This is a genomic window from Geothrix sp. PMB-07, assembly GCF_030758935.1.
Classification (GTDB): Bacteria; Acidobacteriota; Holophagae; order Holophagales; family Holophagaceae; genus Geothrix.
The window spans coordinates 2,114,499-2,138,488 of the sequence record NZ_CP132333.1 but is presented as its reverse complement, the minus strand read 5'-3'; the positions used below and the strand labels follow the sequence as shown (position 1 = coordinate 2,138,488).

Annotated in this window: 17 protein-coding genes; 4 read left to right on the top strand and 13 right to left on the bottom strand. The window is 65.9% G+C overall.

Annotation, left to right across the window (positions count from 1 at the left end):
- Positions 1-17 precede the first annotated feature (17 nt).
- Positions 18-4,430, bottom strand: coding sequence for a glutamate synthase large subunit (gene gltB / locus Q9293_RS09510; protein ID WP_306245799.1), 4,413 nt, complete (start codon positions 4,428-4,430; stop codon positions 18-20).
- 131 nt (positions 4,431-4,561) lie between these two features.
- On the opposite strand from gltB, the gene dnaX reads away from it, so the two are divergent.
- Positions 4,562-6,193 carry a DNA polymerase III subunit gamma/tau gene (dnaX, locus tag Q9293_RS09505; protein ID WP_306245798.1) on the top strand — a complete coding sequence of 544 codons (1,632 nt, stop codon included), beginning with the start codon at positions 4,562-4,564 and terminating at the stop codon, positions 6,191-6,193.
- 11 nt (positions 6,194-6,204) lie between these two features.
- Here dnaX and Q9293_RS09500 read toward each other — a convergent pair whose 3' ends face one another.
- From Q9293_RS09500 to dnaG, 6 genes are all read right to left on the bottom strand, one after another.
- Positions 6,205-6,426: a MoaD/ThiS family protein gene (locus Q9293_RS09500; RefSeq protein ID WP_306245796.1), complete on the bottom strand. Its 222-nt coding sequence runs from the start codon at positions 6,424-6,426 to the stop codon at positions 6,205-6,207.
- A gap of 18 nt (positions 6,427-6,444) precedes the next feature.
- The gene (locus Q9293_RS09495) at positions 6,445-10,542 is read right to left on the bottom strand and encodes a translocation/assembly module TamB domain-containing protein (RefSeq protein ID WP_306245794.1); all 4,098 of its coding nucleotides are present in this window, start codon (positions 10,540-10,542) and stop codon (positions 6,445-6,447) included.
- Positions 10,542-11,510: a serine/threonine-protein kinase gene (locus Q9293_RS09490; RefSeq protein WP_306245792.1), complete on the bottom strand. Its 969-nt coding sequence runs from the start codon at positions 11,508-11,510 to the stop codon at positions 10,542-10,544. The genes Q9293_RS09495 and Q9293_RS09490 overlap by 1 nt, the downstream gene beginning before the upstream one ends.
- Before the next feature lie 63 nt (positions 11,511-11,573).
- Entirely contained in the window at positions 11,574-13,193 is a 1,620-nt protein-coding gene (locus Q9293_RS09485; RefSeq protein ID WP_306245791.1) for an MFS transporter, read from the bottom strand.
- A gap of 101 nt (positions 13,194-13,294) precedes the next feature.
- Positions 13,295-15,019, bottom strand: a complete 1,725-nt coding sequence (rpoD, locus tag Q9293_RS09480) for an RNA polymerase sigma factor RpoD (protein ID WP_306245789.1) — start codon at positions 15,017-15,019, stop codon at positions 13,295-13,297.
- 166 nt (positions 15,020-15,185) lie between these two features.
- Complete coding sequence (dnaG, locus tag Q9293_RS09475; protein WP_306245787.1) at positions 15,186-16,913, bottom strand: DNA primase; 1,728 nt, start codon at positions 16,911-16,913, stop codon at positions 15,186-15,188.
- A 75-nt stretch (positions 16,914-16,988) separates the two neighbouring features.
- On the opposite strand from dnaG, the gene Q9293_RS09470 reads away from it, so the two are divergent.
- Complete coding sequence (locus Q9293_RS09470; RefSeq protein WP_306252395.1) at positions 16,989-17,975, top strand: hypothetical protein; 987 nt, start codon at positions 16,989-16,991, stop codon at positions 17,973-17,975.
- Between the two features lie 86 nt (positions 17,976-18,061).
- Here Q9293_RS09470 and Q9293_RS09465 read toward each other — a convergent pair whose 3' ends face one another.
- Entirely contained in the window at positions 18,062-19,405 is a 1,344-nt protein-coding gene (locus Q9293_RS09465) for an MFS transporter (protein ID WP_306252393.1), read from the bottom strand.
- Positions 19,406-19,494: 89 nt separating this feature from the next.
- Positions 19,495-20,040, bottom strand: coding sequence for a hypothetical protein (locus Q9293_RS09460; protein ID WP_306252391.1), 546 nt, complete (start codon positions 20,038-20,040; stop codon positions 19,495-19,497).
- A 99-nt stretch (positions 20,041-20,139) separates the two neighbouring features.
- On the opposite strand from Q9293_RS09460, the gene Q9293_RS09455 reads away from it, so the two are divergent.
- Together Q9293_RS09455 and Q9293_RS09450 are read left to right on the top strand one after the other, a co-directional pair.
- Positions 20,140-21,333 (top strand): glycine C-acetyltransferase, encoded by a 1,194-nt coding sequence (locus Q9293_RS09455; protein ID WP_306252389.1) that lies wholly within the window; start codon positions 20,140-20,142, stop codon positions 21,331-21,333.
- 72 nt (positions 21,334-21,405) lie between these two features.
- Positions 21,406-22,176, top strand: coding sequence for a hypothetical protein (locus Q9293_RS09450; protein ID WP_306252388.1), 771 nt, complete (start codon positions 21,406-21,408; stop codon positions 22,174-22,176).
- Here Q9293_RS09450 and Q9293_RS09445 read toward each other — a convergent pair.
- The 4 genes from Q9293_RS09445 to Q9293_RS09430 are packed head-to-tail and all read right to left on the bottom strand — an operon-like array spanning position 22,129 to position 23,945.
- A complete protein-coding gene (locus tag Q9293_RS09445) occupies positions 22,129-22,623 on the bottom strand; it encodes a MauE/DoxX family redox-associated membrane protein (protein ID WP_306252386.1) in 495 nt (164 codons plus the stop codon). The genes Q9293_RS09450 and Q9293_RS09445 overlap by 48 nt on opposite strands.
- On the bottom strand, positions 22,620-23,315 hold the full coding sequence (locus Q9293_RS09440) for a rhodanese-like domain-containing protein (RefSeq protein WP_306252384.1): 696 nt from the start codon (positions 23,313-23,315) through the stop codon (positions 22,620-22,622). The genes Q9293_RS09445 and Q9293_RS09440 overlap by 4 nt, the downstream gene beginning before the upstream one ends.
- Before the next feature lie 16 nt (positions 23,316-23,331).
- Positions 23,332-23,580, bottom strand: a complete 249-nt coding sequence (locus Q9293_RS09435) for a hypothetical protein (protein WP_306252382.1) — start codon at positions 23,578-23,580, stop codon at positions 23,332-23,334.
- Positions 23,577-23,945 (bottom strand): PilZ domain-containing protein, encoded by a 369-nt coding sequence (locus Q9293_RS09430; RefSeq protein WP_306252380.1) that lies wholly within the window; start codon positions 23,943-23,945, stop codon positions 23,577-23,579. Before Q9293_RS09430 ends, Q9293_RS09435 begins: the two co-directional genes overlap by 4 nt.
- Between the last annotated feature and the right edge of the window lie 45 nt (positions 23,946-23,990).

The following is a 23,990-nucleotide window of genomic DNA, read 5'->3' as shown; positions in this document are numbered from 1 at the left end:
GCGAGCGAAGCGGTGCGTCAAGCCTTGGCGGTGGGTTCAGTGGAGTGGGCAGGGAGTCCGGCCGCCACGGCGATGGGCACGAAAGGCCGGAAGGCCTTCAAGGTTCCGGCCCAGTCCGCCAGCAGCGCAACGGCGGTAGCGCTGTCCGTTTCCGCGCGGTGGGCTTCCAGCAGGTCGCGGAAGAGGCCTTCCTCCTCCGGGCGCCACGCAATGGGGGACAGGTAGTCGCCGTTGACGCGGGGCAGATGCTCGCGCCGCAGGAAGAGGCAGCCGCCTGTCATGCCCGCGCCCACGTTGCTGAGCACCTGGCCCAGGATGGCCACGGCGCCGCGGGTCATGTATTCGCAGGCATGGTGACCGGCCCCTTCCACCACGGCGCTGGCGCCGCTGTTGCGAACTGCGAAACGATCCCCCGCGAGGCCCCGGGCGAAGAAGCGGCCCCCGGTGGCGCCATAGAGGGCGCCGTTGCCCAGGATCGCGTTCTCCTCTGGAACGAAGGTGGCGGAGGGTGCTGGCCGCAGGCTCAGGGTGCCGCCAGACATGGACTTCGCCACGGAGTCGTTGGCCTCGCCCAGCAGCTTCACCTCCAGGCCTTCGGTGAGGAAGGCGCCGAAACCCTGGCCAGCGCTGCCGGTGAAAGTGATCTGCAGTCGTCCTGACACGCCAGGATCCGCGCCCGTGCGGCGGCGTTCACGGATGCCCTGGGCAATCTCCCCGGCCAGGGTGGCCAGGACGCCGCGGTCCTCGGTGCCGATGGCGAAGGTCAGCTGGTGCTCTCCGCCTTGATCCAGGAAGGGTTTGGCGGCTTCGAGGATCTGGCGGTTCAACTCGCCCACGCCCTCGGGCCGGAGGACGGGCGGCTCTCCCACCTCGGGTTCGGAAGGGGCCGCCAGGAAGGCTGACAAATCCAGTTTCCGGTCCTGGACAAAGACGGCGTGCTCGGGTGCGATCATCAGCAGGTCGGTGCGGTCTTGGAGTTCCGCCAGACTGCTGAGGCCCAGGTGGGCCAGATGGCGCCGCACATCTTCGGCCAGATGGATGAGCATGCGCTCAATGGCCTCGGGGGTGCCGGTGTAGCGGGCCTTGAACTTGGGATCGTGGGTGGCGATGCCAGCGGGGCAGGTGTTCTTCTCGCAGATGCGGGCCATGACGCAACCCTCGGCCACCAGCAGCAGCTTGCCGAACTCGAAACCCTCGGCGCCCAGGATGGCGGCGGTGACCAGATCCTTGCCTGTGAGCAGGCCGCCGTCCACGCGCAATTCCACCTGGTCGCGCATGCGGTTCTCGCGCAAGGTCTGGTGCGCTTCCACCAACCCGATCTCCCAGGGCAGGCCCGCGTGCTTCATGGAGCCCAGCGTGGCCGCGCCGGTGCCACCGTCGCCACCGGCGATGTAGATGATGTCGGCACCCGCCTTGGCCACGCCCATGGCGATGGTGCCAATGCCGGTGCCCGAGACCAGCTTCACGCTGATCTTTGCCCCGGGATGGACCTGCTTCAGCTCGTAGATGAGTTCCTTCAGATCCTCGATGCTGTAGATGTCATGCAAGGGCGGCGGCGAGATGAGATCGACGCCGGGCAGGGAGAACCGGGCCTTGGCGATGGTGGCATCCACCTTCACCTTCATGAGCTGGCCGCCCTCGCCGGGCTTGGCGCCCTGGGCCACCTTGATCTGGATCTCCTGGCCCGACACCAGGTATTCGGCGGTGACCCCGAAGCGGGCCGAGGCCACCTGCTTGGTGCTGGCGCTGAGGCCATCGGTCCAGTAGAAGGGGTTCTCGCCGCCCTCGCCGCTGTTGCTGCGGCCCCCCACGGCTTCCATGGCCAGGATGAGATCCCGCTGGCTTTCGGCGCTGACGGCGCCGAAGGACATGGCGCCCGCACCGAAGCGGCTGAGGATCTCCGAGCGGGGTTCCACCTCCTGCAGGGCCAACTGGACCGGGGCTTCCCGGAAGGCGAGGAGGTGCCGGGGGTTGATGGGCTCATCGGCCTTCAGGGAGGCCAGGTAGTCCTGATAGAGGGCGGAGGCCTCCGGCAGATCCGGATCCAGGGCCACCAGGCGGTGCACCAGCTTCGACCGGGCCGAGGTCATGCCGTGCCGTTCGCCTTCGCCGGGCTTGGTGGACTCGCGGAACTGATGGGTGTGAAGCAGCTTGTCCGAGAAGCCGGATTGGGCGGCCAGGCTGGTCTTCAGCAGCACGTCACCCGCGAGTTCTTCGTAGCCGATGCCACCCAGAGGACTGGCGTGGCCGGGGAAGAAGATCTCCATGAGTTCGGGGCCCAGGCCCACAGCAGTGAAAAGCTTGGCGCTCATGTAGCTCTGCACCACGGAAATGCCGCACTTGGCCATGATCTTCAGCAGGCCCGATTCCAGGGCCGCCATGAGGTTCTGTTCGCGCTGGTCGGGCGTCAGGTTCGCAAAGGAGGGATGCTCGTCCCGGCGTGCGATCTCCAGGGCCAAGTAGGGGCAGACCGCCGAGGCGCCGAAGCTCACGAGGGCGGCGATGTGGTGGGAGGTGCGCGCTTCCGCCGTGTGCATGACGATGGAGGCGTTGAGCCGCAGCCCGCATTCGTTGAGGGTGTGCACCACGGCGCGCAGGGCGATGAGGCCCGGGATGGGCGGGCGGTCCACGCTGGCATCCTGATCGCTGAGGATGATGACCGTGGTGCCATGCTCCACCGCCTTGCGCACCTCCTGGGCCAGCTGCTCGATGGCGGCGTGGAAGCCGCTGATGCCATCGGCCCGCTGGAAGAGGATGGGGAAGGTGCGGGGGATGATCTGGGATTCCGAGGGCCGCAGCGTCTGCATGCGCGCCAGGAAGCGCATCTGGCCCAGGTCGAGCAGGGGGCGCGGCAGCTCCAGCGCCTCGTTGAGCGGCACCAGATCCTTGGGGAAGAAGATGTTCGGCGCGCGCCCGAGGAACACCCGCAGGTCGGTGATGTTCCCCTCGCGGATGTAGTCCAGAGGCGGGTTCGTGACCTGGGCGAAGTGCTGGTAGAAGTAGTCGAAGAAGGGGCGGGGCTCGGAGGAGAACACATTGGGCCGGGCGGTGTCGCCCATGGAGCCGATGGCTTCCTTGCCCGTGGCGATCATCGGGTAGATCAGCTTTTCCAGCTCCTCCTTGGAGCAGGTGAAGAGGGTCTTCTTGAAGACGCTGACGGGGCCTTCGGTCGCGGGTTCTTCGGGCAGCGAGCCGATGGGCGTGGCGCGGGCATCGAAGGCGGCATCGCGGTTTTCGCGGGACAGGCTGGCGTCGCGGAAGTGCACGCGGCCCGTGGGCAGGTCCACCTTCACGCCGGTGCCCGCATACACGATGCCCTTGCGCTGAACGCGGGCCTCGTCCACGGGGAAGGCGCCGGCTTCGGAGGCCAGGATGAAGCGATCGTCCGTGAGGGTCCAGCGGGCCGGCCGGAAGCCGTTGCGGTCGAGGCGGGCACCCACGGTGTTGCCATCGGAGAACATGATGATGGCGGGCCCGTCCCAGGGCTCCATGGCCCGACTCCAGAAGGTGTAGAAATCCGTCTGGCCCTCGGCGGGCGGCATCATGATGGCGAGGATGTCCTCCATGTGCGGGATGCTGCTGCGGTACAGCATGGCCTCGGCGATTTCATTCAGGCTGCCCGAATCACTGATGGAGCCGTGGGTCACCAGCTGATCTTTCTTGAGACCGATGGACATCTCGCGGGAGATGGCGCGGGAGCGGTTGCCGGCGATGGTGTTGATCTCGCCGTTGTGGGCGATGAGGCGGAAGGGCTGCGCCTTGTCCCAGGAGGTGCGCGTGTTGGTGCTGAAGCGCCGGTGGATCAGGGCGAAGCGGGTGGTGTAGCGGGGATCCTGCAGGTCGAGGTAGAAGCGATGCAGATCCACGGCGCGGGTGAGGGCCTTGTAGACGATGGTGCGGGCCGACAGCGAGGCGAAGAAGAACTCGCGCTTGATGCCCTGTTCCCGTTGCTTGGTGCGCAGCACCTGCTTGGCGTTGTAGAGCAGCTTGTCGAAGGAGGCGTCCGTGCGGCAGTGGGCCGGGCGCTTGAGGATGACCTGGCGCAGGGAGGGCAGGCTGCGGCGGGCATCCTCGCCCAGCACCGAGACGTCCACGGGCACTTCGCGTTCGGCAAGGATTTCGAGATCGAAGAAGCTAAAGGTGCTGGCAAAGGTCTCCAGGGCGCGCTGAAGGCGGCCCGGATCCTGCGGCATGAAGAGGTTGGCCACGGCGATGTCGCCGGGCTTGTAGCCCAGCATGGCGAAGGGGATGTCGGTCATGATGCCGGCGCCATCGCTGGAGATCTGGTCCGCAGCGCAGCCGCCGCGATGCTCCACGCATCTCAGGGCATGGAGGGCATCCAGCAGAATCTGGTGGCAGGCCTCGCCGGTCCGGCTGGCGATAAAGCCAACCCCGCACGCATCGTGCTCGGTCCTGGATGCATTCGGCATCTCTTTTCCCTTCGGAATGAGGAGCAGCGTACTCCAAAGGGGGCGCGGGCGGGACCCCAAGACTCGCTTATGGGGGACCCCCAAACTCGCTTATGACGGGCCCGCCCGCCCTGTGGGAAACTGGAGGCCTCATGACCACCCTCGCCCTCAAATACCGTCCGCGTCTCCTGTCCGACCTGGTGGGGCAGGAAGGCAGCGTCCGGGCCCTGGCCAACGCCCTGAAGCGGGCCAAGGAGAGTGGAAAGATCCACCAGGCCTACCTCTTCGCCGGCGTGCGTGGCACGGGCAAGACCAGCACGGCGCGCATCCTGGCGCGGGCCCTGAACTGCGCCGAAGGGCCCACGGCCACGCCCTGCGGCGTCTGCGATCCCTGCCGCGCCGCCGAGCAGCCGGACAGCAGCCTGGACATCGTCGAGATCGACGCCGCCAGCCGCGCCTCGGTGGCCGATGCCCGCGCCCTGCGCGAGCAGGTGCAGACGCGGCCCGCCTTCTGCCGCTACCGCGTCTACATCATCGACGAAGTGCACATGCTCAGCACCGAGGCCTTCAACGCGCTGCTGAAGGTCATCGAGGAGCCGCCGCCCCACGCCATCTTCGTGCTGGCGACCACCGAGCTCCAGGATGTGCCCGACACCATCAAGAGCCGGGTGCAGATCTTCCCGTTCCGCCTCATCCCCGTGGGCCTCATCGAGGGTCGCCTGAAACATGTCTGCGAGCAGGAGGGCGTCACCTTCGAAGGCGGCAGCCTGCGCCTGGTGGCCGAGGCGGGGCAGGGCTCCATGCGCGACGCCCTCACCATCCTCGACCGCGTCATCTCCGCCGGCGACGGCACCGTGCTGGAAGAGGCAGTCCGCGAGCAGCTGGGCATCGTCAGCGCCCACCTGGTGCAGGGCGTCATGTCCGCCCTGGCCATCGGCGATTCTGCAGCCCTCATGGAAGCCTGCCGGGAACTCACAGAACAGGGCGCCGACTGGGCCACCTTCTGGCGGGAACTGGTGCTGGCCTTCCGGGATCGGCTCGAGCAGGAGGCCCGCGCCAACCGGGGGCCCCAGGAGCTGCTGCGCTGGTCGCGCATGCTGAGCCTGCTCCTGAGTCGTGAGCGCGATCTCCGTGACAGCAGCCTGCCGCGGGTGGTGGTGGAGCTGGCCCTCATCACCGCCGCCCAGCTGCCCCACCTCGCTCCGCTGGATGCCCTGGTTTCGGGTGCCGCCGCAGCCAGTCTTCCGCCTCGGCCTCCTGGCTCCTCGTCGGGTTCATCGTTGGGTCCGCCGCCGGTCCCTTCCAGGGCCCCCCAGGTCGCGCCGGCGCCTGAGGGGCCTCGCAGGCCGGCAGCCCCCGCGCCAGCCCCGGCGGTCGTTGCATCGACCTCGACACCGATTCGTTCCCCGGCTCCGGGCTCTCCTGATCAGCTCCGCGCCGCCTGCAGCGAAGCCCTGCGGGGGGTTCCGGGCCTCCGGGCCCTGGCCACGGCCCCTCAGATGGCGGCGGACCTGCGCTGGGAAGCCCCCGTGCTGCGCTTCCGGTTCCCTGGGAATGTCCGGCAGACCCTCCAGGATTTCGAGCGGGAGAAGGCCAGTCCCCATCTGCTGGCGGCCCTGGCCACCGTACTGCCTGGCCTGAAGGCCATTGAGATGAGCTTCGATGAGCAAGGGGCTGCCGTCACGCCCGAGCGGCCTGAGGACCGCCTCCGCCGGGAACCTGCCTTCCAGGAACTGCTCCGCCTCACGGGTGGGGAAGTGCTGGATATCCGCCGAGAGGCCTGAGACACCAGCCTTCAGCCGCCGGAAACGGGCGGCATCAGGGCAACCTCATCGCCATCCCGTAAGGGGGAAGTCCGGTCGGCGAAGCTCATGTTCACGGCCAGGAGGGCATCCTTCGGCAGGGCGGCGAACCGGGAGTCCGCCAGCAGATCCGCCAAGGTGGGAACGGCTGCCACCTGCACCTCTTCAAACCCCAGCAGGGCGCGGTAACGGGCGAAGCATTTTACGGTGATCATTCAAACCTCCCTCCCGGCCTATTTGGGGCTCCAGGTGTGGCGGATCTCTCCAGAGAGGCCGACCTCGCTGCCCTTGGTGAAGCCGATCTGAAGGATCAGATTGCCAAAACGCAATTCGCCTTGCACCGAACTGATGCTCAGTTCGCCGCTCTTCCTGTGGGATCCAACCCAGGCCGTGCGTTGTCCAAAAAGGTCGAAACTTTGACCAATGGTCACCTCGGTTTCGTTGTTGCCAAGCGAGGTGGTTCTCACCGAGACGTTCACACGGTCCAGTCCCAGGGATCGCCTCACCTGCTCCTGCAGAGGCGCGAAAGCGAGGGTGGAGATGAGTCCAGAGCCGGCGCTGGCGAGGCCAGAGGTGATGGCGCCCTGGGAAGCGCCACTGGAGGTTCCGGCGGTGCCCACGTTGTTCACGTTGCCTGGGTTGATGAGGATCGCCATGATCTCATCCTGGCGCAGGCTGGGCGTCGATGTGGGAATCACGGACAGCTTGCTCATGGTGCCGTGGATATCCATGTTCACGGTGTAACCGGGAATCGATGTGACGCTGCCCTGGATGCTGATCATGGGATCCAGCGGGCGGACTTCCGAGAACGTCAGGGATCCCCGATCCACAACCATGTCGCCCGCCGGGAAGATGTTCGTGACCCGGCCTCCGGGCTGGAACACCATCGTGCCCTTGGGCACAGGATGGCCCAGGGTGCCGACGACCTGGAACGGCCCTTCGGTGCGGCCATCCAGCTTCAGAAGGTTCGTGTCGAAGCGCCAGGGGGTGCGGAGTTCCAGGTCCAGGTCCAGGCGGATTCGCTCCAGCGGGTCGTCCAGCTCGAGCCCGGTCAGGGTGCCGCTATCACTGAGGGCACTCCGGAGAATGAGATCGGACAGCTTCACTTCGGTCTGGTAGCTCAGCCGGTCCGCGCTGAGGCTACCCTTCAGCAGGCCGCCCTCCTCGTTGCCGTTGAAAGTGGCTTGCAAATCCCCTTGCAAGTCCAGCCCATCGGGCACGTCCCGCAACTGGAAGTTGGTGAGCGAGGCCTTGAAAGCATAGGAATCCAGGCCGCCCAGGCGCCAGAGAAGGGTCCCGCTGGCATTCAAGGCGCCGTGCGCCAAGGTGCCCTGCACTGGTTTGTCTTCGGGAATGGTCAGGGTGCGATTCTTCAGGATCGCCTCGCCCTGGATGTCCTCGGCCCCCTGGTAGCCGCGCAGGTTCATGCGGCCCTTGTCCAGGGACAGTCTCCCATCCAGCAGTGGATCGAAATAGGTGCCGTGGGTGAGCACATTGAAGCGGCTGGTGCCCTGGACACTCAAGTCTGACAAAAGGCTGTACTCATCCACCTCGAGCACCCGGTCGAGGATGGATTTGACATGGGCCAGATCCGCGTCGCCCTGAGTCCTGAGAGCCAAAGGCGCGGTATCAGAAAAGGGCAGGGTGCCCGACAGGTGGACATGAGCTGCCTTGGGGGTGGCCTCGGCAGAGGCACCCCGTGCAACACCTTCCAGGGCCAGATCCAGGTTGGCGCCCAGCGCATTGCCCCGAAGTGGGGAGGGGGTGGATTGATGCAGCTCAAAGGCGCTGAATTGCGCCGCCAGGCGATGAATGGATCCCGTCCATTCCAGATCCCGACCACCTTTCCAGCGACCTTGGGCGGTGACCGCAAGGTTCAGATCCTCGAGCAGGTCGTTGGTGAGTCCCTGGGCCAGCAGCCCCGTCTGGGCACTCTCGGGCGAGATGGTCAGGCCCAGGTTGCCCACCAGGTCCTCGCCATCCGGGTGCACCTGGAAATCCAGCACTTGGCGAGCCATGCCTGCGATGCCCACGCGGCCCGACAGATGGCCCCGCCCCAGGGTTACCTGGCCCTCGAGCCCTTCCACACTGCGGTTGCCGAAGAAGAATCGGCCCTGGCTCCACTGGGCCTGGCCTTCTGGCAGCTGCAGGGAACCGAAGGGACTGGTGATGGGTCCCAGCAGCCGAACCTGGGCCTGGGCCTGGAATCGCGGTCCCGGCAGGGCCAGGAGTTGGGAATCCACGCGTCCGTTCAGGTCCACCCACCAGGTCCAGCGGCGGAAATCCATGTCCGCCTGGCCGCTGAGCGCCAGGGCGCCTTCGGGTGGCAGCTCACCTCGTCCCAAAAGGTCTGGTCGCTCCGAAAGGCGTACATCCGACACCTTCATGTGCAGGGTTTCCAGATCCATCCAAAAAACCCCAGAAGCCGCTGGAATTTTAATTCCGTACGTTTCTCCTGATTCAACTTGAGCGCTGCCCATCATGCTGAGGCCATCGAAAGGTCCCCAGAGCCGCACCCAGCCGCTTCCGGTGCCCGTCAGGGGCAGGTCGTTGCCTTCATCGTCTTTCAAATCGGCCGCTCGAAGGCCCTCCACCACCGGAAGCCGGTAGGCGGTGTAGCACATGTCCATCTGAGACTGTCCTGGAGGGAGCTTGGCCCAGGTGAGCCACAGATCTCCGCCCCCGCGGCCTTGGTCCTTCACCAAGTCGATGTCCTTGATCCGCAGATCCGAGCCGCGGATTTCGACGGTTTTGGCCAGCACCTGATCCGCATGAGCCCCATGCCAGCGGGGGTGTGCCACCTGCACCGAACCATCCAGTTCCAGGCCGCCGCTGCGGCTCCAGCGCACCTGGGCCGTGGCATCGGCAGCTCCTTCCATGTCCAGATCCACGATCTTCCAGACCCTCAGGGCCTGGGCCACCTGATCCGCGCCCACTGCAACCCGGCCCTTGGCGTCCAGTTGCCGCAGGCCCCGGGCATCCAGGCTGGCTTGGCCGGAGCCTTCCAGTTTCAGGGATTCGAGATCGAGTCGCACCTGATCCAGCTGAAGCTGCCCATTGGCCAGCCTCGCCTGAAACTCACCCGCTTCCAGGCCATGCTGGGACAGGGTTGCCTGGACTGAGGCCTTCCAGCGGTCTGGCCGTTCCAGCTCTTCGTGGGATTGGGGCCCCTTGATCTGGATGTCGAGCGCCCCACGGACACCCTTCAGTTCCTGAACATGCAGGGCCTGTCCCACCGCTTCCAGATCAAGGCCGGCCCCGTGCAGCTTGGCCTCAATGGGAGCCTTCTTGGACCAGGCGCCTTCGGCCTGCCATTCCCCTTGGCTGGAGGCCCAATGGAACCGCTCCAAGCGCGCATGGTCGAGGCTTCCGCTGCCCTTCAGATCCAGGTTGCCCGGAAGAAAGGCGACCGCGGCGGGCCGCAGATCCTGCCCTTCTGCAGTCAGGGTCCATGTGGGGTTGTTCAGGGGCCCCTGAAGGGTGGCTGCGATCTCGAGATCGCCCGCCATGGGGGCCCGCTTGCTGCCTCCCCAGTGAGCCACCTGGGCCAGATCCACCACGCCGGAAAGGCGCGCCTCGGCGCGAGCTGCCTCCTTGGCAGGCCCAGTCACCAACCGTCCGCCAAGCCGGATCTGACTTTCGCCCAGGCGCAGGTACCCTTCGCGCACAATCTGGGTGGTCTCTGAGAGTTCGCCATTGATGTCCAGGCGACCCTTCTCCCAGCCTGTGGGGCTCTGGACGCTGAGCTGGGCCCCGGTGAGATCGATGCGAAGCTGGTTTGGTCCAAGACCGGTGCCCTTCACTTCAAAGAGGTATTTCAGTGCCGGGATGTTTCCCACGGGCCTGGGTACTTCGATTTCTCCACCTGTGAGGCTCAGGTAATCCAGCTGGATCTGCGGCAGGGGCCCTGTCCGCGGCGGATGGGATTTGAGCTTGAAGGCCGCCAGACCCGCATCGGTCAGACGGAGGTGGGGCTTTTCAAGCCGCACGGAGTAGATGCGACGGGTGGGTCCGAGCAGGGACCAGAGGTCGAGGTGAACCTCCACCCGCTGGATGGTGAGGAGGTCGCCGCCCAGCCGGATGTTCTGCAGCGCCGCCGTGCCCAGGGCCGGGTGGAACTCCATGCCGCCGATGGCAAGGGAGAGCCCGGTTTCCTCGCGGAGCAGAGCATCCAGGCGGCGGGTGGCCCAACGGAGCACAGCCGGGCGCGAGGCCACCCAGGGCGTCACCATGAAGGTGGCCGTGCCCGCCACCAGAAGGTAGGACACGCGACGAACCCACCGGCGTCCCCAGAGGCGCTGCACGGCTTCCTTCGTGGGATGCCAAACCATCAGTTCTTTTCGCCGCAGTTGGGGCAGACCATGGCCATGCGCGGAAGCTGCCTGTAGCAGAAGCGGCAGAGCCGCGATTGGGTGGCTGCCCTCAGGGTGGGGTGGGGTCCGGACATGCTGGTGGAGAGCACGGCGGTGCCGAGCGGGCGGGTCTCGCGGGCGACGCTGTCCTTGAGGCGGCGCAGGGCTTCCAGCAGGGCCTGCGCCGACAGGAACCGCTCACCCAGATTGACAGCCAGGGCCTTCATCACCACTTCCGAAAAGGCCTTGGGCACGATGGGATTGCGCAGGTGCGGCGCCACAATCTGCTGGCTGCTGAGGGCCTGGGCGATCTTGAGGGGATCGGCATCGTAGAAGGGCACGGTGCCCGTCAGCATTTCGTAGAGCGTGATGCCCAGCGACCAGAGATCGGATTGGAACACGGCCCGCCCGCGGAAATGCTCAGGCGCCATGTAGGGGGGTGAGCCAATGCGCGTGGGCGCGTAGGGCACGTGCTGCATCTCCAGCACCCGCGAGGTGCCGAAGTCGGTGACCTTGGCCACGCCATCCTTGTTCACCAGGATGTTGGCGGGGCGCAGATCACGGTGGAGGATCTGGTGGCCGTGGGCGAAGGCGATGGCGCTGCACACATCGAGACCGATCTCCAGGGCCCGCGTGGGCGGCAGGGAGCGCTCGCGGCGGATGTAGCGGTCGAGTCCCTCGCCTTCGACGTATTCCAGCACCATGAAGAAGATGCCGTTCTTCCGCTCGACGGTGATGAGCTCAACAATGTTGGGGTGCTTAAGGCCCGCCATGATGCGGGGTTCCTTCAGCAGGTCCACGATTTCGTCCTGCTGCTGGTGCGGCACCTTCAGCGCCACCTTGCGATTCACCCAGGTGTCCATGGCCAGGTACACGGCGCCGAAACCGCCGGAACCGAGGCGGTCCAGGATCTGGTATTTGCCCAGGGTCTGGTCCTTGGAAAGCACGGGAAGAAGCTCCGAAGCGATGGCTCCAGCATGACCGAAACCCGCTACAGAGCCTAGAAGCGTCTACTCGAGAATGCGGTCAAGAATGGAGCCCCGGTCCTCCCAGGACGCCGCCAGGTGGCTGATCCGCGGCTTGGGCTCCCGGCCCAGGGCATAGGCGTTGCGGAACACGGCCCGATCCTCCACGGTGGCGCGGTGGTGCTGACGCAGGTGCTCGCCCCAGCTGGAGCTCAGGAAGCTTTCGACGAAACGGATGAGCCCGGGCTCTGGCCGGGCCAGATCATGGAACAAAGACCAGCGCACGGCGCCATCCCGAATGCGGATGCGGCGCACCTCCCGCATGGCCTCCTGGAAGGCCGCTTTCCGGTCCTCGGGAATCAGGTACTCCAGCACGGTGAGGATGGGACCTTCATCGGGGTGAATGGATTCCGGAGCGTGGGGCTGCAGGCGGTGGGGGCTCAGGTCCATCGGCTCGTGCAGAGCCTGGATCTTCAGTCGGGCCGTGACGGCCAGCATCGCCAGCATGCCCAGACCCGCCGCGGCGAAGGCGGTGTGAATGCCGCGGTGCTCGCCCACCCAGCCCCAGAAGGCCGCCCCGCCGGCCATGGCGCCACCCCAGGTGGTGATGTAGACGCCCAGGGCGCGGGCCCTCACCCAGGAAGGCACCGAGAGCTGGACGCCGGTGTTGCAGGTGCTGAGCACCGTGAGCCAGCCCCCGCCGCAGACCAGGAGGATGAGGGCCACGGGCAGCACATGCACGACGTAGGAAAGCAGCAGCAGCCCGCAGGCGAACACCGCCGTGGCCAGGGCCAGCAGTTGGTTGGGGCTGATCCGAGGCCGCAGGCTCGGCAGCGCCAGGGTGGCTGAGACGGCGCCCACCCCCGTGCACCCCAGCAGCAGGCCGAAGGCCGAGGAGCTCAGGTGCAGGTGGTGGATGGCCAGGGTGGGCAGCAGGGAGAAGATGGGGCCGCCAAAGAAGACAAAGCCGCCGCCGCGCAGCAGGATGACCTGCAGGGCCTTGCGGTGGCGGGTGTAGCGCAGGCCCACCTTCATGGCGGCGGTGAAGCGCTCGGCGGGCAGATCGGTGGTGGTGGGCTGCCGCTTCCAGCCCTTCAGCACCACCAGCACGCCCACGAAGGACACAGCATTGAGTGCAAACGCCCAGGTGGGGCCGAACCAGCCCACGATGAGGCCGCCCAGGGCAGGGCCCACGGCCCGGCTCACATTGAATCCGGCGCTGTTGAGAGCCACGCCCGCAGCGATTTGATCCTTGGGCACCAGGTCGGGCACGGAGGCCTGCCAGGCCGGGGCGTTGAGGGCCGCGCCCACGCCCAGCAGCAGGGACATGGAAATGAGGAGGAGGGGCGACACCAGGTGCAGGGCGGACAGGACTGCCATGGCCGTGGCGGCCAGCAGCATCCAGCCCTGGGTGAGCAGCAGCAAGCGGCGGCGGTCCACAATGTCGGCGATGGCCCCACCGGGCATGGAGAGAATGAGCATGGGCAGGGTGGAGCCGGTCTCGATGAGGCTCATGAGCAGGGGGGAGCGCGTGATCTCCGCCATGAGCCACTTCTCGCCCACGCTCTGCACCCAGGTGCCCACGTTCGAGGCCATGGCCGCAATCCAGATGGCCAGGAAGAGATGGTTCCGCAGCGGGGCGAAGGGGCTCTTGGATTCAGACACAAACTCAGGCTAACGCACTCCCGAGGCTGGATCATCGACAAGCTTGTACGCCACGAGGCCCGCCAGAGAATCGTCGGCGGGCCTCGAAATCCAACCTGGGGCTAGCCCAGGAATGCCTTGAGCGTCTTGGAGTAGCGGGGGTGGCGGATCTTACGCAGCGCCTTGGATTCGATCTGGCGAATGCGTTCGCGGGTGACGGCGAACTCGCTGCCCACTTCCTCCAGCGTGTGTTCCGAGCCGTCGTCGCCCACGCCGAAGCGCATGCGGAGGACGCGCTCTTCGCGCTCGCTGAGGGTGTTGAGGACGTTGCGGACGGTCTCCTTGAGGCGTTGCTGCACGACCTGCTCCACGGGGGAGACCACGGTCTTGTCCTCGATGAAATCCCCCAGGTGGGAATCCTCCTCCTCGCCGATGGGCGTTTCGAGGGAAATGGGCTCCTGGGCGATCTTCATCACCTTGCGGACCTTGCCCACGGGCATGTCCATGGCGTGGGCGATTTCCTCGCTCGACGGTTCCCGGCCCAGCTTCTGCACCAGCTCGCGCTGGGTGCGGATGAGCTTGTTGATGGTCTCGATCATGTGCACCGGGATGCGGATGGTGCGGGCCTGGTCCGCGATGGCGCGGGTGATGGCCTGCCGGATCCACCAGGTGGCGTAGGTCGAGAACTTGAAGCCGCGGCTGTACTCGAACTTGTCCACGGCCTTCATGAGGCCGATGTTGCCCTCCTGGATGAGGTCCAGGAACTGCAGGCCACGGTTGGTGTAGCGCTTGGCGATGCTGACCACGAGGCGCAGGTTGGCCTCGATGAGCTCGGCCTTGGCGCCGCGGCTGATGCTCTCGGCGGCCTTGAGGCCGTTGAAGTCCTTGTGGAACTGCTCGCTGGTGGTCTCGTACTTCTCGAAGAAGTCCGCCAGCGTTTTCTCGATGTGAGTAAGCTCGTCCTTGTACTTGTCCTTGAGCTTGGCGAAGGCGGGGTTCTTGAGGCGGTCCCGCAGTTCGCGGCACTTGCGCTCACCGGCCATCACCTGGCTGTGCTGATGGGTGATGCGGTCGATGAGGCGCGTGACGGCCAGGCTGTTGAGGCCCAGCTTGCGGATCTGGCGGGACAGGCGGCCGCGGGCCATGAGGACTTCGCGGTCGAGCTTGCGCTTCTTGGGAAGGGTCTTGGTGCCGGCATCCACCTGCAGCTTGAGGTCCAGCAGTTCCTGCAGGGCCTGGTCGTAGACCAGCAGCTTCTCGAACTGGTGGTGCACGTGCTGGGTGGCAGAGGTGCTCTCGGCATCCTCATCGTCATCCACCTCGTCGGAAAGGCCCACCACTTCACGGATCTTGCCGGGGTTCTCCTTCAGCATGCGGCCGATGTCGATGAGCAGGCTGGCGGCCAGGCGGGACCGGGAGAGGGCGCGCATGACGCTGCGCACGCCGATCTCGATGCGCTTGGCGATCTCGACTTCGTCTTCGCGCTTGAGGAGGGGCACCGTGCCCATCTCCTTGAGGTACATGCGGACGGGGTCGTTGAACTTGTCACTGTCGGGGCTGTCGATCTCGACTTCGAGATCCTTATCAGCCTTGCCACCACCTTCGACCATCACGAATTCGGGTTCGATGGCCTCCCGGTTGGCCTGGGCTTCTTCCTCGGTGGCCCCGATGCCCACGCCCAGACGGGCGAACAGACTGAGGACCACCTCCAGATCCGCCGGATTGGAGGCGGTATCGGGGAGGAAGTCATTGAGCTGGTCAACCAGCAGGAATCCGTTTTTCCTTCCGAGGGAGATCAGGGCTTTGGTCAGGGTGTAGTAGGTATCGCGTTGCGGCGTTGGAACCATTCGGACCTCAAAGAGCGCTGCGAACATCGGCCGGGTGATCCGGTGGGGACCGGGGAACCCGGTGGCCGAGGGAGGTACAGATCTCGGCCAATGTACCGGCCGAATCCGGAACTTTTCAGTATAGGGAATCTGCGAAATCAGGCAAGGGCTGAGGTTCAGAATGCGATCAACGCAGGCTCCGCCGCAGCTGGGAGAGCTTTTTCTGGCGGGCCAGCAGGTCATTCTGCCGGGCCATGATCCGGCGGGTGAGGGCCGTATCCACCACGGTGCTGGGATCCTGGAGGAGCCGGTTGTTGGCCTGGATCTCCCGATCCACGTAGCGCCCTTCGAGCTTCACCAGCAGGGATTCCGCATCGCGCCCCGCCTCGTCCTTGTGGCTGGCCTGGGCCTCGATGTGGCGGAGTACCGCCACGGCCCCATCTGGCAGGAGGGTCACATCGCCCTCCACATCCAACAGGGCCTGCAGCAGAGGGGCCCCCTCCAGGGTTTCCCACCAGGCGGGGGGTGTTTCCTGCACCCGCCGCCAATGGCCACTGGCGCAGAGCAGAAGGAGGCTGCGGATCAAATCGTCCATTTCCGGCAGTGGTGGCGCCGTTGGACCGGGTTCATCAGTGGACGGGGTGGGCGCCTGACGGTTCTTCACGGCCCGGTCCAGCTCCTGAATCGGCACTTGCAGCTGATGAGCCAGGCTGGAGAAGAGGTCGCGGCTTTCGGTGGTGCGGGGCAGGTAGGGCAGGAAATCCAGCAGGTCCTTGAAGGCCCCCATGCGATCCGTGATGCGCCGCAGATCCTTGCCTTCCATGGCCCGGTCCACCATGAAGGCGGTCCAGTCCGGGGCGGCGCGCAGAAGATCGCGGAAGGCCTCGCCCCCCAGTTTCAGGCACCAGGTATCGGGATCCTCCCCCTGGGGCAGTTCCAGCAGCCGCACTTCGAAACCCAGAGGCAGGGCCATGCGCAGGCTCTTTTCCATGGCGCGGCGGCCCGCATTGTCGCCGTCGAAGCAGAGGATCACTCGGCGGGTGAAGCGGCCCAGGGCCTTGAGGTGTTCCTCCGTGAGGGCTGTGCCCAGGGGCGCCACGGCCTGGTGGATGCCGTGCTGGTGGAGCTGAAGCACGTCGAAGTAGCCTTCCACCACCAGGGCGCCATCCTTCATGGCGCCCTTGGCGCGATGAAAGCCGAACAGTGTTTCACCTTTGTGGAAGAGGGGCGTATCGCGGGTGTTGAGGTACTTGGGCTGACCCTCGCCCATGATGCGGCCCCCGAAGGCCACCAGCCTCCCTCGGACGTCGTGGATGGGAATGGTGAGCCGGTTCCGCAGGAAATCGATTTGGGTTCCCCGTTCGCTGCGGCTGGCCAAGCCAGCTTGTTCCAGCAATTCTCCTGAGAAGTTCAAGTTGCGTAGATGGGAGACCAGGCCCTCCCAGCCATCGGGGGCCATGCCGAAACCGGCCTTAGCCAGGAAGGGGCCTTTATAGCCCCGTTCCCGCAGGTAGGTCTGGGCGCCCGCGTGCCTGGCCAGCTGGGCCTCGAAGAAGGACTGGGCCGCGTCGAGGGCCGAGCGCATGCGTGTTTCCAAGTCCACTTCGGCGCTGGGCCGCTCCCGGCGCTGGGGCAGGTCGATACCTGCACCTCGGGCCAGGGTCTCCAGGGCTTCAGGGAAGGTCATGCCCTCCCGCTCCATGAGCCAGGTGAAAGCATCGCCGTGCTTGCCACAGCCGAAGCAATGGTAGAAGCCCCGGTTGGCCACCACCTGGAAGCTGGGGCTGCGCTCCGCATGGAAAGGACAGAGGCCCACGTGCGCCGAGCCCTGCTTGCGCAGCTTCACCGCCTGACCCACCAGGGCCAGCAGGTCGGTCGCCTCCCGGACGCGCTCGACGATTTCACGGTCACGCATCCTCCAGGCATAACATGAGCGCGGGCCCAGATCGAGGATTCGTGGCATTCTTGAGGATTCGCACGGTGAACGCCCATGGCCCAGCTCCTCGACACCATTCTGCTTTTCAGCCTGCCGGCTTCGGGCAAGTCGGAGGTGCGCCGCTACCTGGCCAGCCTCACGCCCGACCAGTGCCGCAACGACTTCCACATGGGCCCCACGCTGCAGCTGGACGACTACCCCTACGTCCACCTCATGCACCGCATTGATGACGAGTTGAGGGCCAACGGTCTGGGCTACGCCTACTACCACGGCCCCAGCCGACCCTTCCGCGACAACTGGACCTGGGCTGTGCTCATCGAGCTGCTCAACGAGGATCACGCCCACCTCATGGCCAGCCGCCAGGTGGAAGTCGCCAGCGCCGCCCAGCACCTCTTCGACCGCCTGGACGCCGCCCACGCCAAGGTGGGCCTGCACGAGTACCTCGGCGACATCCCCCACCGCATCCGCGTCCGCATGGCTGAGGCGTTGGAAGCGGAATGCCGGGCTGAACTGGACGCCCTCAACCGCCAGAACGCCCAGGACAAGGCGGGACGCACCCTGGTCATCGAAGCGGCCCGCGGCGGCGCCCACGGCTCGTCTTTCCCGCTGTGCCCACCCCACGGCTACGACACGGCCTTCCAGACCCTGGATCCGGCCATCCTTGCCAAGGCCTCGGTGCTCTACGTCTGGGTGGATCCCACCGAAAGCCGCCGCAAGAACATCGAGCGGGGCCGTCCCAATGGCCAGGGCAGCATCCTGCATCACAGCGTGCCGATGGAAGTGATGCTGGGCCAGTACGGCACCGACGACATGGCCTACCTGATGGAGCAGAGTGACAAGCCCGGTACCATCCGCGTGGAACGTCTCATCCAGGCGGGTGATCGCTTTGAAACCAAGGTCTACCACCTGCCCGTGGCCCGCTTCGACAACCGCAACGACCTGACCACCTTCGTCCGCGAGGATCAGAAGCTGTGGAAGGTGGAGGATGTGAACGCCATCCACAGCGGGCTGAAGGCGGCCTTCGATCAGCTGGCGAAGTAAAGACTTCATCCACAGATTTCACAGATTCACACAGAATTCAGGTGCTCTTGAATCTGTGAGATCGGTGGAATCTGTGGACCTGTCTTTCAGTGCGCCCCGGCGCCCGCCTTGGCGTTCCAGATGCGGGTCATGATGAAGGCACCGATGAGGCTGAAGGGGATGATGGCCCCGACCCACACCCAGGCATTCGCTGGTTGATGGCCGTGCATGGCGACGCCATCCCAGCCGTAGGTCTTCAGGACCCAGCCCAGGCCGAAGCCTGTCAGGCCCGAGCCGATGTACTGGATGCCGTCCAGGGCGCCTGCCACGGAGGCCGCTGCCTTGCGGCCTCCGAAGTCCATGCTGGCCGTGCCGCTGAGCATGCCGTGCACCCCGAAGATGAACATGGCGGTGAGGCCCAGCAGGATCACGGCCCAGATCTGGCCGCCCAGTGTGCCTTGGCCCAGGGTCATGCCCAGCAGGCCCAGCATGAGCACCTGCACGAGGTAGAAGAGGAAGGCCACGGGAGGGCGCCGGGACTGGAATAATTTGTCGCTCATCCAACCGCAGAGCAGGCCGCCCAGGATGCCACCGGCCATGAAGGCGATGCCCGTGAACCAGAAGAGATGTTCCTTCTTGCCCAGGTGGTAGACCTCCTGCAGATACTCGGTGAAGTAGAGCATCACGCCCTGGCGGACGAAGCCCGTGCAGAATTCCGCGAAAATCAGCGCCACGATCACGGGGTTGTGGAAGACCTTCTTCGCCAGGTCGGCCATGGGCAGGGGGGCGTCTTCCGCTGACGCGGCGTTGGAGCCATCGCCGGTGTCGAAGTCTGCATGGCCCGCATGGCTGGGGCGGTTGCGCACGAGGAACCAATCCACGCAGAACATCAGGGCCATGGCCGCGGAAGGCACGAACCAGATGACCGTCCAGCTGTGGAAGCTGGCCAGCAGCCAGGCGCCGATGGTGGTGGCCAGGAAGTAGCCCGAGCTGATCATGATGCCGAAGATGCCGCCGAAGACGCCGCGCTCCCGCACGTGAAACCAGGTGCTGTTCACCTTCACCACCGAGAGGGCGCCGAAACTCTGGAAGTACATGTTCACACTCCAGAGCAGGCTCATGCTCAGGAGGAGCTGGGTCACATGGCCGTTCAGGAACATGAAGCCGATGAGGAGGTTCAGCAGGGCCGCTCCGATGGAACCCACCAGGATGGCTTTGCGGCCGCCGATGCGATCCGCGATGGGCCCGTTGAGGGCCACGGCCAGGCCGTAGGTCCAGAAACCCGCAGAGGCGATGACGCCCATCTGCCATTTGTCCAGGTGGTACCAGGCGCCGATGTCGTTTTTCACGATGTTGAAGTTGTAGCGGCCCATGTACATGGCCGCGTAGGTCAGGCCCAGGGGAAACCAGTTCAGGAAGCGCCGCAGACGAAAGGCAGGACTGTGATCCAAAGGAACCTCGATGCCTTCAAAGGTACCGGAGGCGCGCCCATCCCCATAGCCACAAGGCTGTAACTCCGATCAAGTCCCGGCGCGGTGGCCTACTCAGCCTTCCGGAAGGTCTCACTGGTGCCCGTGAGCTCCCAGGCGCCCCGACGCCGCTCGAAGGTGGCGAAGCGGGGGTGGATCTGGCCCAAGCGGGCGTTGGGGAACTGAGCCTGGAACAGGGGGAACTGGGCTGTGGGTTTCTCCAGGCGCACTTCATAGGTCACGCGGGCCCCTTCGCGGGTGGGTTCCATCTTGGCGGCCCGGACGAAGACTGCCTCCGCTGCGGGCATGCTGAAGCCCTTGGGCGCGGCCTTGATGGCCTTGGGCGCGTCCGGCTTCAAGCGGAAGGTGAAGGTCTCCCGGTTTCCCTCGGGCTTGACCTCGATGTCGAACCAGCCCGTCTTGGCGACGCCCTCCCGGAGGGCGGTGAGGCGAAGGTGCTCGGGGCTCCCCTTCTCCGCGGAGGCATGCTCCGGCACGGTGGTGGTGACCACCACGGGATAGTCTTTGCGGAGCAGATCCTCGGCGCGGCTCTTGTCCAGCTTGGAACTGCAGGCCAGGGTGAGGAGGAGGGCGGGCAGGAGCAGCAGGTGGCGCATGGTCGGTTTCCTTGTCGTTTCGGAAGAATGGTGACACATGCCGCTGCCCGTCAAGCAACCCGGCAGTATCCTAACGACTTGCGTCGATAGGAGACTGCCGTGAACCCTGGCTACCTGGCCCATCTCACCCGCGAAATCGAACTGCTGAAGGAGGCCGGCCTCTACAAGACCGAGCGCGTGATCACCTCGCCCCAGCAGCCTCAGATGAAGGCCAACGGCAAGGATGTGGTCTGCCTCTGTGCCAACAACTACCTGGGCCTGGCCAACCACCCCGACGTGATCGCCGCCGCCAAGCAGGTCATGGACCAGCACGGCTTCGGCATGGCCTCCGTGCGCTTCATCTGTGGCACCCAGGACATCCACCGGGAGCTGGAACAGAAACTGGCCGAGTTCCTGGGCTTCGAGGACACCCAGCTGTACTCAAGCTGCTTCGACGCCAACGGCGCCATCTTCGAGGGTCTGCTGGGCGAGGAGGACGCCATCATCAGCGACGCGCTGAACCACGCCTCCATCATTGATGGCATCCGCCTCTGCAAGGCCAAGCGCTTCCGCTACGCCAACTCCGACATGGCCGACCTGGAAGCCCAGCTCAAGGCCGCCGATGAGGCGGGCGCCCGCTTCAAGCTGGTGGTCACCGACGGCGTCTTCAGCATGGACGGTTACATCGCCAAGCTGGGCGAGGTCTGCGACCTGGCCGAGAAATACGGCGCCATGGTGATGGTGGACGACAGCCACGCCGTGGGCTTCATGGGCGTGAATGGCCGCGGTACCCACGAGCACTGCGGCGTCATGGGTCGGGTGGACTTCATGACCGGCACCTTCGGCAAGGCCCTGGGCGGCGCCTCGGGCGGCTACATCGCGGGCAAGCAGGTGGCCATCGATTGGCTGCGTCAGAAGGCCCGGCCCTACCTCTTCTCCAACTCCGTGGCCCCTGCCATCGTGGCCGCGACCCTGAAGGTGCTGGAGCTGCTCAAGAACAGCCAGGGCCTCATCCAGAAGGTGCACGAGAACGCCAGGTATTTCCGTGCCGGCATGGAGAGGGCTGGCTTCAAGCTGCTGCCCGGTGAGCACCCCATCGTGCCCGTCATGCTCTACGAAGCCCCCCTGGCCCAGGAATTCGCCAAGCGGCTGCTGGATGAGGGGGTCTATGTCATCGGCTTCTTCTTCCCCGTGGTGCCCAAGGGCCAGGCGCGCATCCGCACCCAGATGAGCGCCGCGCACACCACGGCCGATCTGGATCACGCCATCGCCGCCTTCACCAAGGTCGGCAAGGAGCTGGGCGTCATCTCCTAGCTGGAAAGACCGTAGGGCTTGCCACCGGGCGGCCATCGGCGCAAGGTTTTCAGGGTATTCCCTGGAGGCACTGTGACGTTGCCGCCCGAGCGTGAGCCCTCGCCGCTGGATACCACGGAGTACACCTTCGAGGAGATTGTCGCCCGGTTGGAACTGGGCCGACTCCAGGTGGAGGCCACCGAGGGCGGCTCCCGCCTCGTGGTGACCCATGCCGAGGCGCCTCCGCAGGAGCGACGCCTGCCTGGGCCCATGGCCTCCCCATCCCAGGAACGGCGCACCTTCAAGCCGCTCGATTTGCCCACGCTGTTCCCGGAGAAGGGACCCATCCTCATCCTCCTGGTGGGGGGCTTCGCCACGGATGCCTCACTGCGCCACGCTGCGCCCTTCTGGGAGGACGACAGCGCAGGCGGCTACTTGGTGTGGCAGGCCCTGGGCCGGGCCGGTCTGCTGCACAAGAAAGATGCGGACTTCACCCTGGGTCGAGGCGGGTTCTGGGATCCAGCGCCGCCCCGCACCCTGGGCCTGGCCATGACCTATGTGGGCTTCAAACCGGAGCACGGCGAGGTGGATTTCAACCATGTGGTCCACCCCTGGAACATCCACCGGCTGGAGACATTGGCGGAAGCCTCCTGGAGCCGCTCCATGGAGCGGTTGAAGATCGTCACCCTGGGCGAGGCAGCCCGATTCATGATGTGCGCCATCGCCTACGGCATGCCTGGCATTCCCGTGTTGTCCCTGCCCGAACCCAACCGGGATCAGCTGTCCCGGGATCTGGGCCGAGACTCGGCGGCGGGACTATGGCTGGAGTGGGCCTCGGACCTGCTGGCTGTGGGCCGGAGCTGATTCCCGCGACCTGCCGGAAGTCGAGAGGACCTGGAGCGCCAGCAGCAGCAGCCCGGCATCCCGGAGCAGGACCCAGCGCATGTCGATGAGCCGCTCCGCCTGGGTGTGATGGGCGGTGCCCCCAAAGCAGCCGCAATCCACCGGATGGCGTCGGGCGAGGTTGATGGACAGCGCCACCATGAAGGCCAACAGCAAACCGGCCACCCAGAGAGCTGCGGCCCGGGGCCAGAAACGCAGGCACAGGGCCATCCCGCAGACGAGTTCCAGCCAGGGCAGCGCCAGGCCGAGGGGATTCAGGCTCCAGGCGGGAAAGAGCTCATAGGCCCAGATGGCCTTCGCAAAGGCAGGTGGATCGGCAATCTTGGGCAGGGCCGCGGCGATGAACACGAGGCCCAGAAGGATGCGGCAGAGGAGCGTGGTCCTCGGGTGCAGGAGCAGGTTCCTCATGGCTGCCCCTTCTCTACCGGATGGCCCTGGGCCACCCAGGCGGGGAAGCCATCCCGGAAGATGAGCAGGTGGAAGTAGCCCTGCTCAAGCAGCTTCGCGGCCAGGAGGTGGGAATCCCGGCAGTCGCCGCCGCTGCAGTAGATGACGATGGGATCCTCCGGGCCGGGCCGCCGCGCGGCCTTGAAGGCGAAGAGGTGATCCTCCAGATCCGATTCCCACACGGGCGCGCTCCAGGCCTTGGCGATGTGGCCTTCGGCGAACTCGGCGCTGCGCCGGGCATCCAGGAAGGGGGTTCCTGCCTGATAGGCCCTCCAGGCTTCCGCACCGCTGATCTCCTGGATGGGAGCTGGGGCAGGGGTTGTGGTGGGTGGTGCGGCGCCTTGGACCGGCAGCGGCGGCTTGGGCGGCAAAGGTGGCAGTGGGCGCTGGGGCCTGACCATCTCGTCATCGGATCTGGGGGCAGGTGGTGCGGGCGTTGGCGACGGAACGGGTGCCACGACGGATGCCACGACGGATGGTGCGGCGGGCGCAGCGGGGCCCAGAACCACCACTGGTGGCGGAGCGGGCACGGAGCCCTTCCAGGCCAGGCGCCGCGCCGGAGGAGCCGTGAGGTTCGCCAGGAACGCCGCTGTCAGCGCCAGACCGGCCAGGGCCAGCATCTGGAGCGGAAGGGAAGGGCGAGCTTTGGGCATGGGGCGGTTCACAGGGTCAGAGCACGAGGTGCTTGTAACCGCTGGGGATCTGCTCTTTCAGCATGAGCTGGATGGTCCAGCGCCCATCGGGGTAGCGTTCGTACAGCGTGGCGCTCATGACGGATTCCTTGAGCCACTCCCGGATGTCCTCGTAGGTTTCAAAGGCGGGTGGCTCCCAGGCCTCGGCTTCCTTCAGCCGCCGGGAAGAACCAGGCTTGATGCGATCCAGAAGGTGGATCAGGGACTGTTCTGGATCCGGCATCATTCGCTCCCGGTGTCCGGCAGGAGAAAAGGGTCACCATCGACCCCAAGGGCCTCGAGGAGTTGGCGCAAGGCTGCTTCGCTGTTGGCATCCAAAGCCTTGGAAAAGGCGATGGCCATGCCCTGTTCGTCGTTGCGCACCACCGTGCCCCGAGCCACCACCCGGCGCCCCGGCTCTCCCTGGCCCACCAGGATCGCCACACCGCACTGGCAGCCCACGGGCAGGTGGTCGCGGCCCTTCACCAGGATGCCCCCCAGGCTCAGGTTGATGGCCTGGGGGTACGCGATGATCCGGTCGTCGGCGACGAGCTTCACTTGGTAGGCGATGGGAACACGGCGATGTTGCCGATGTTCGAGGGAAGGCGTCATGGGTGGCATCCGGCTCCGGGGATGATACCCCAGGGTGCTGGCCTG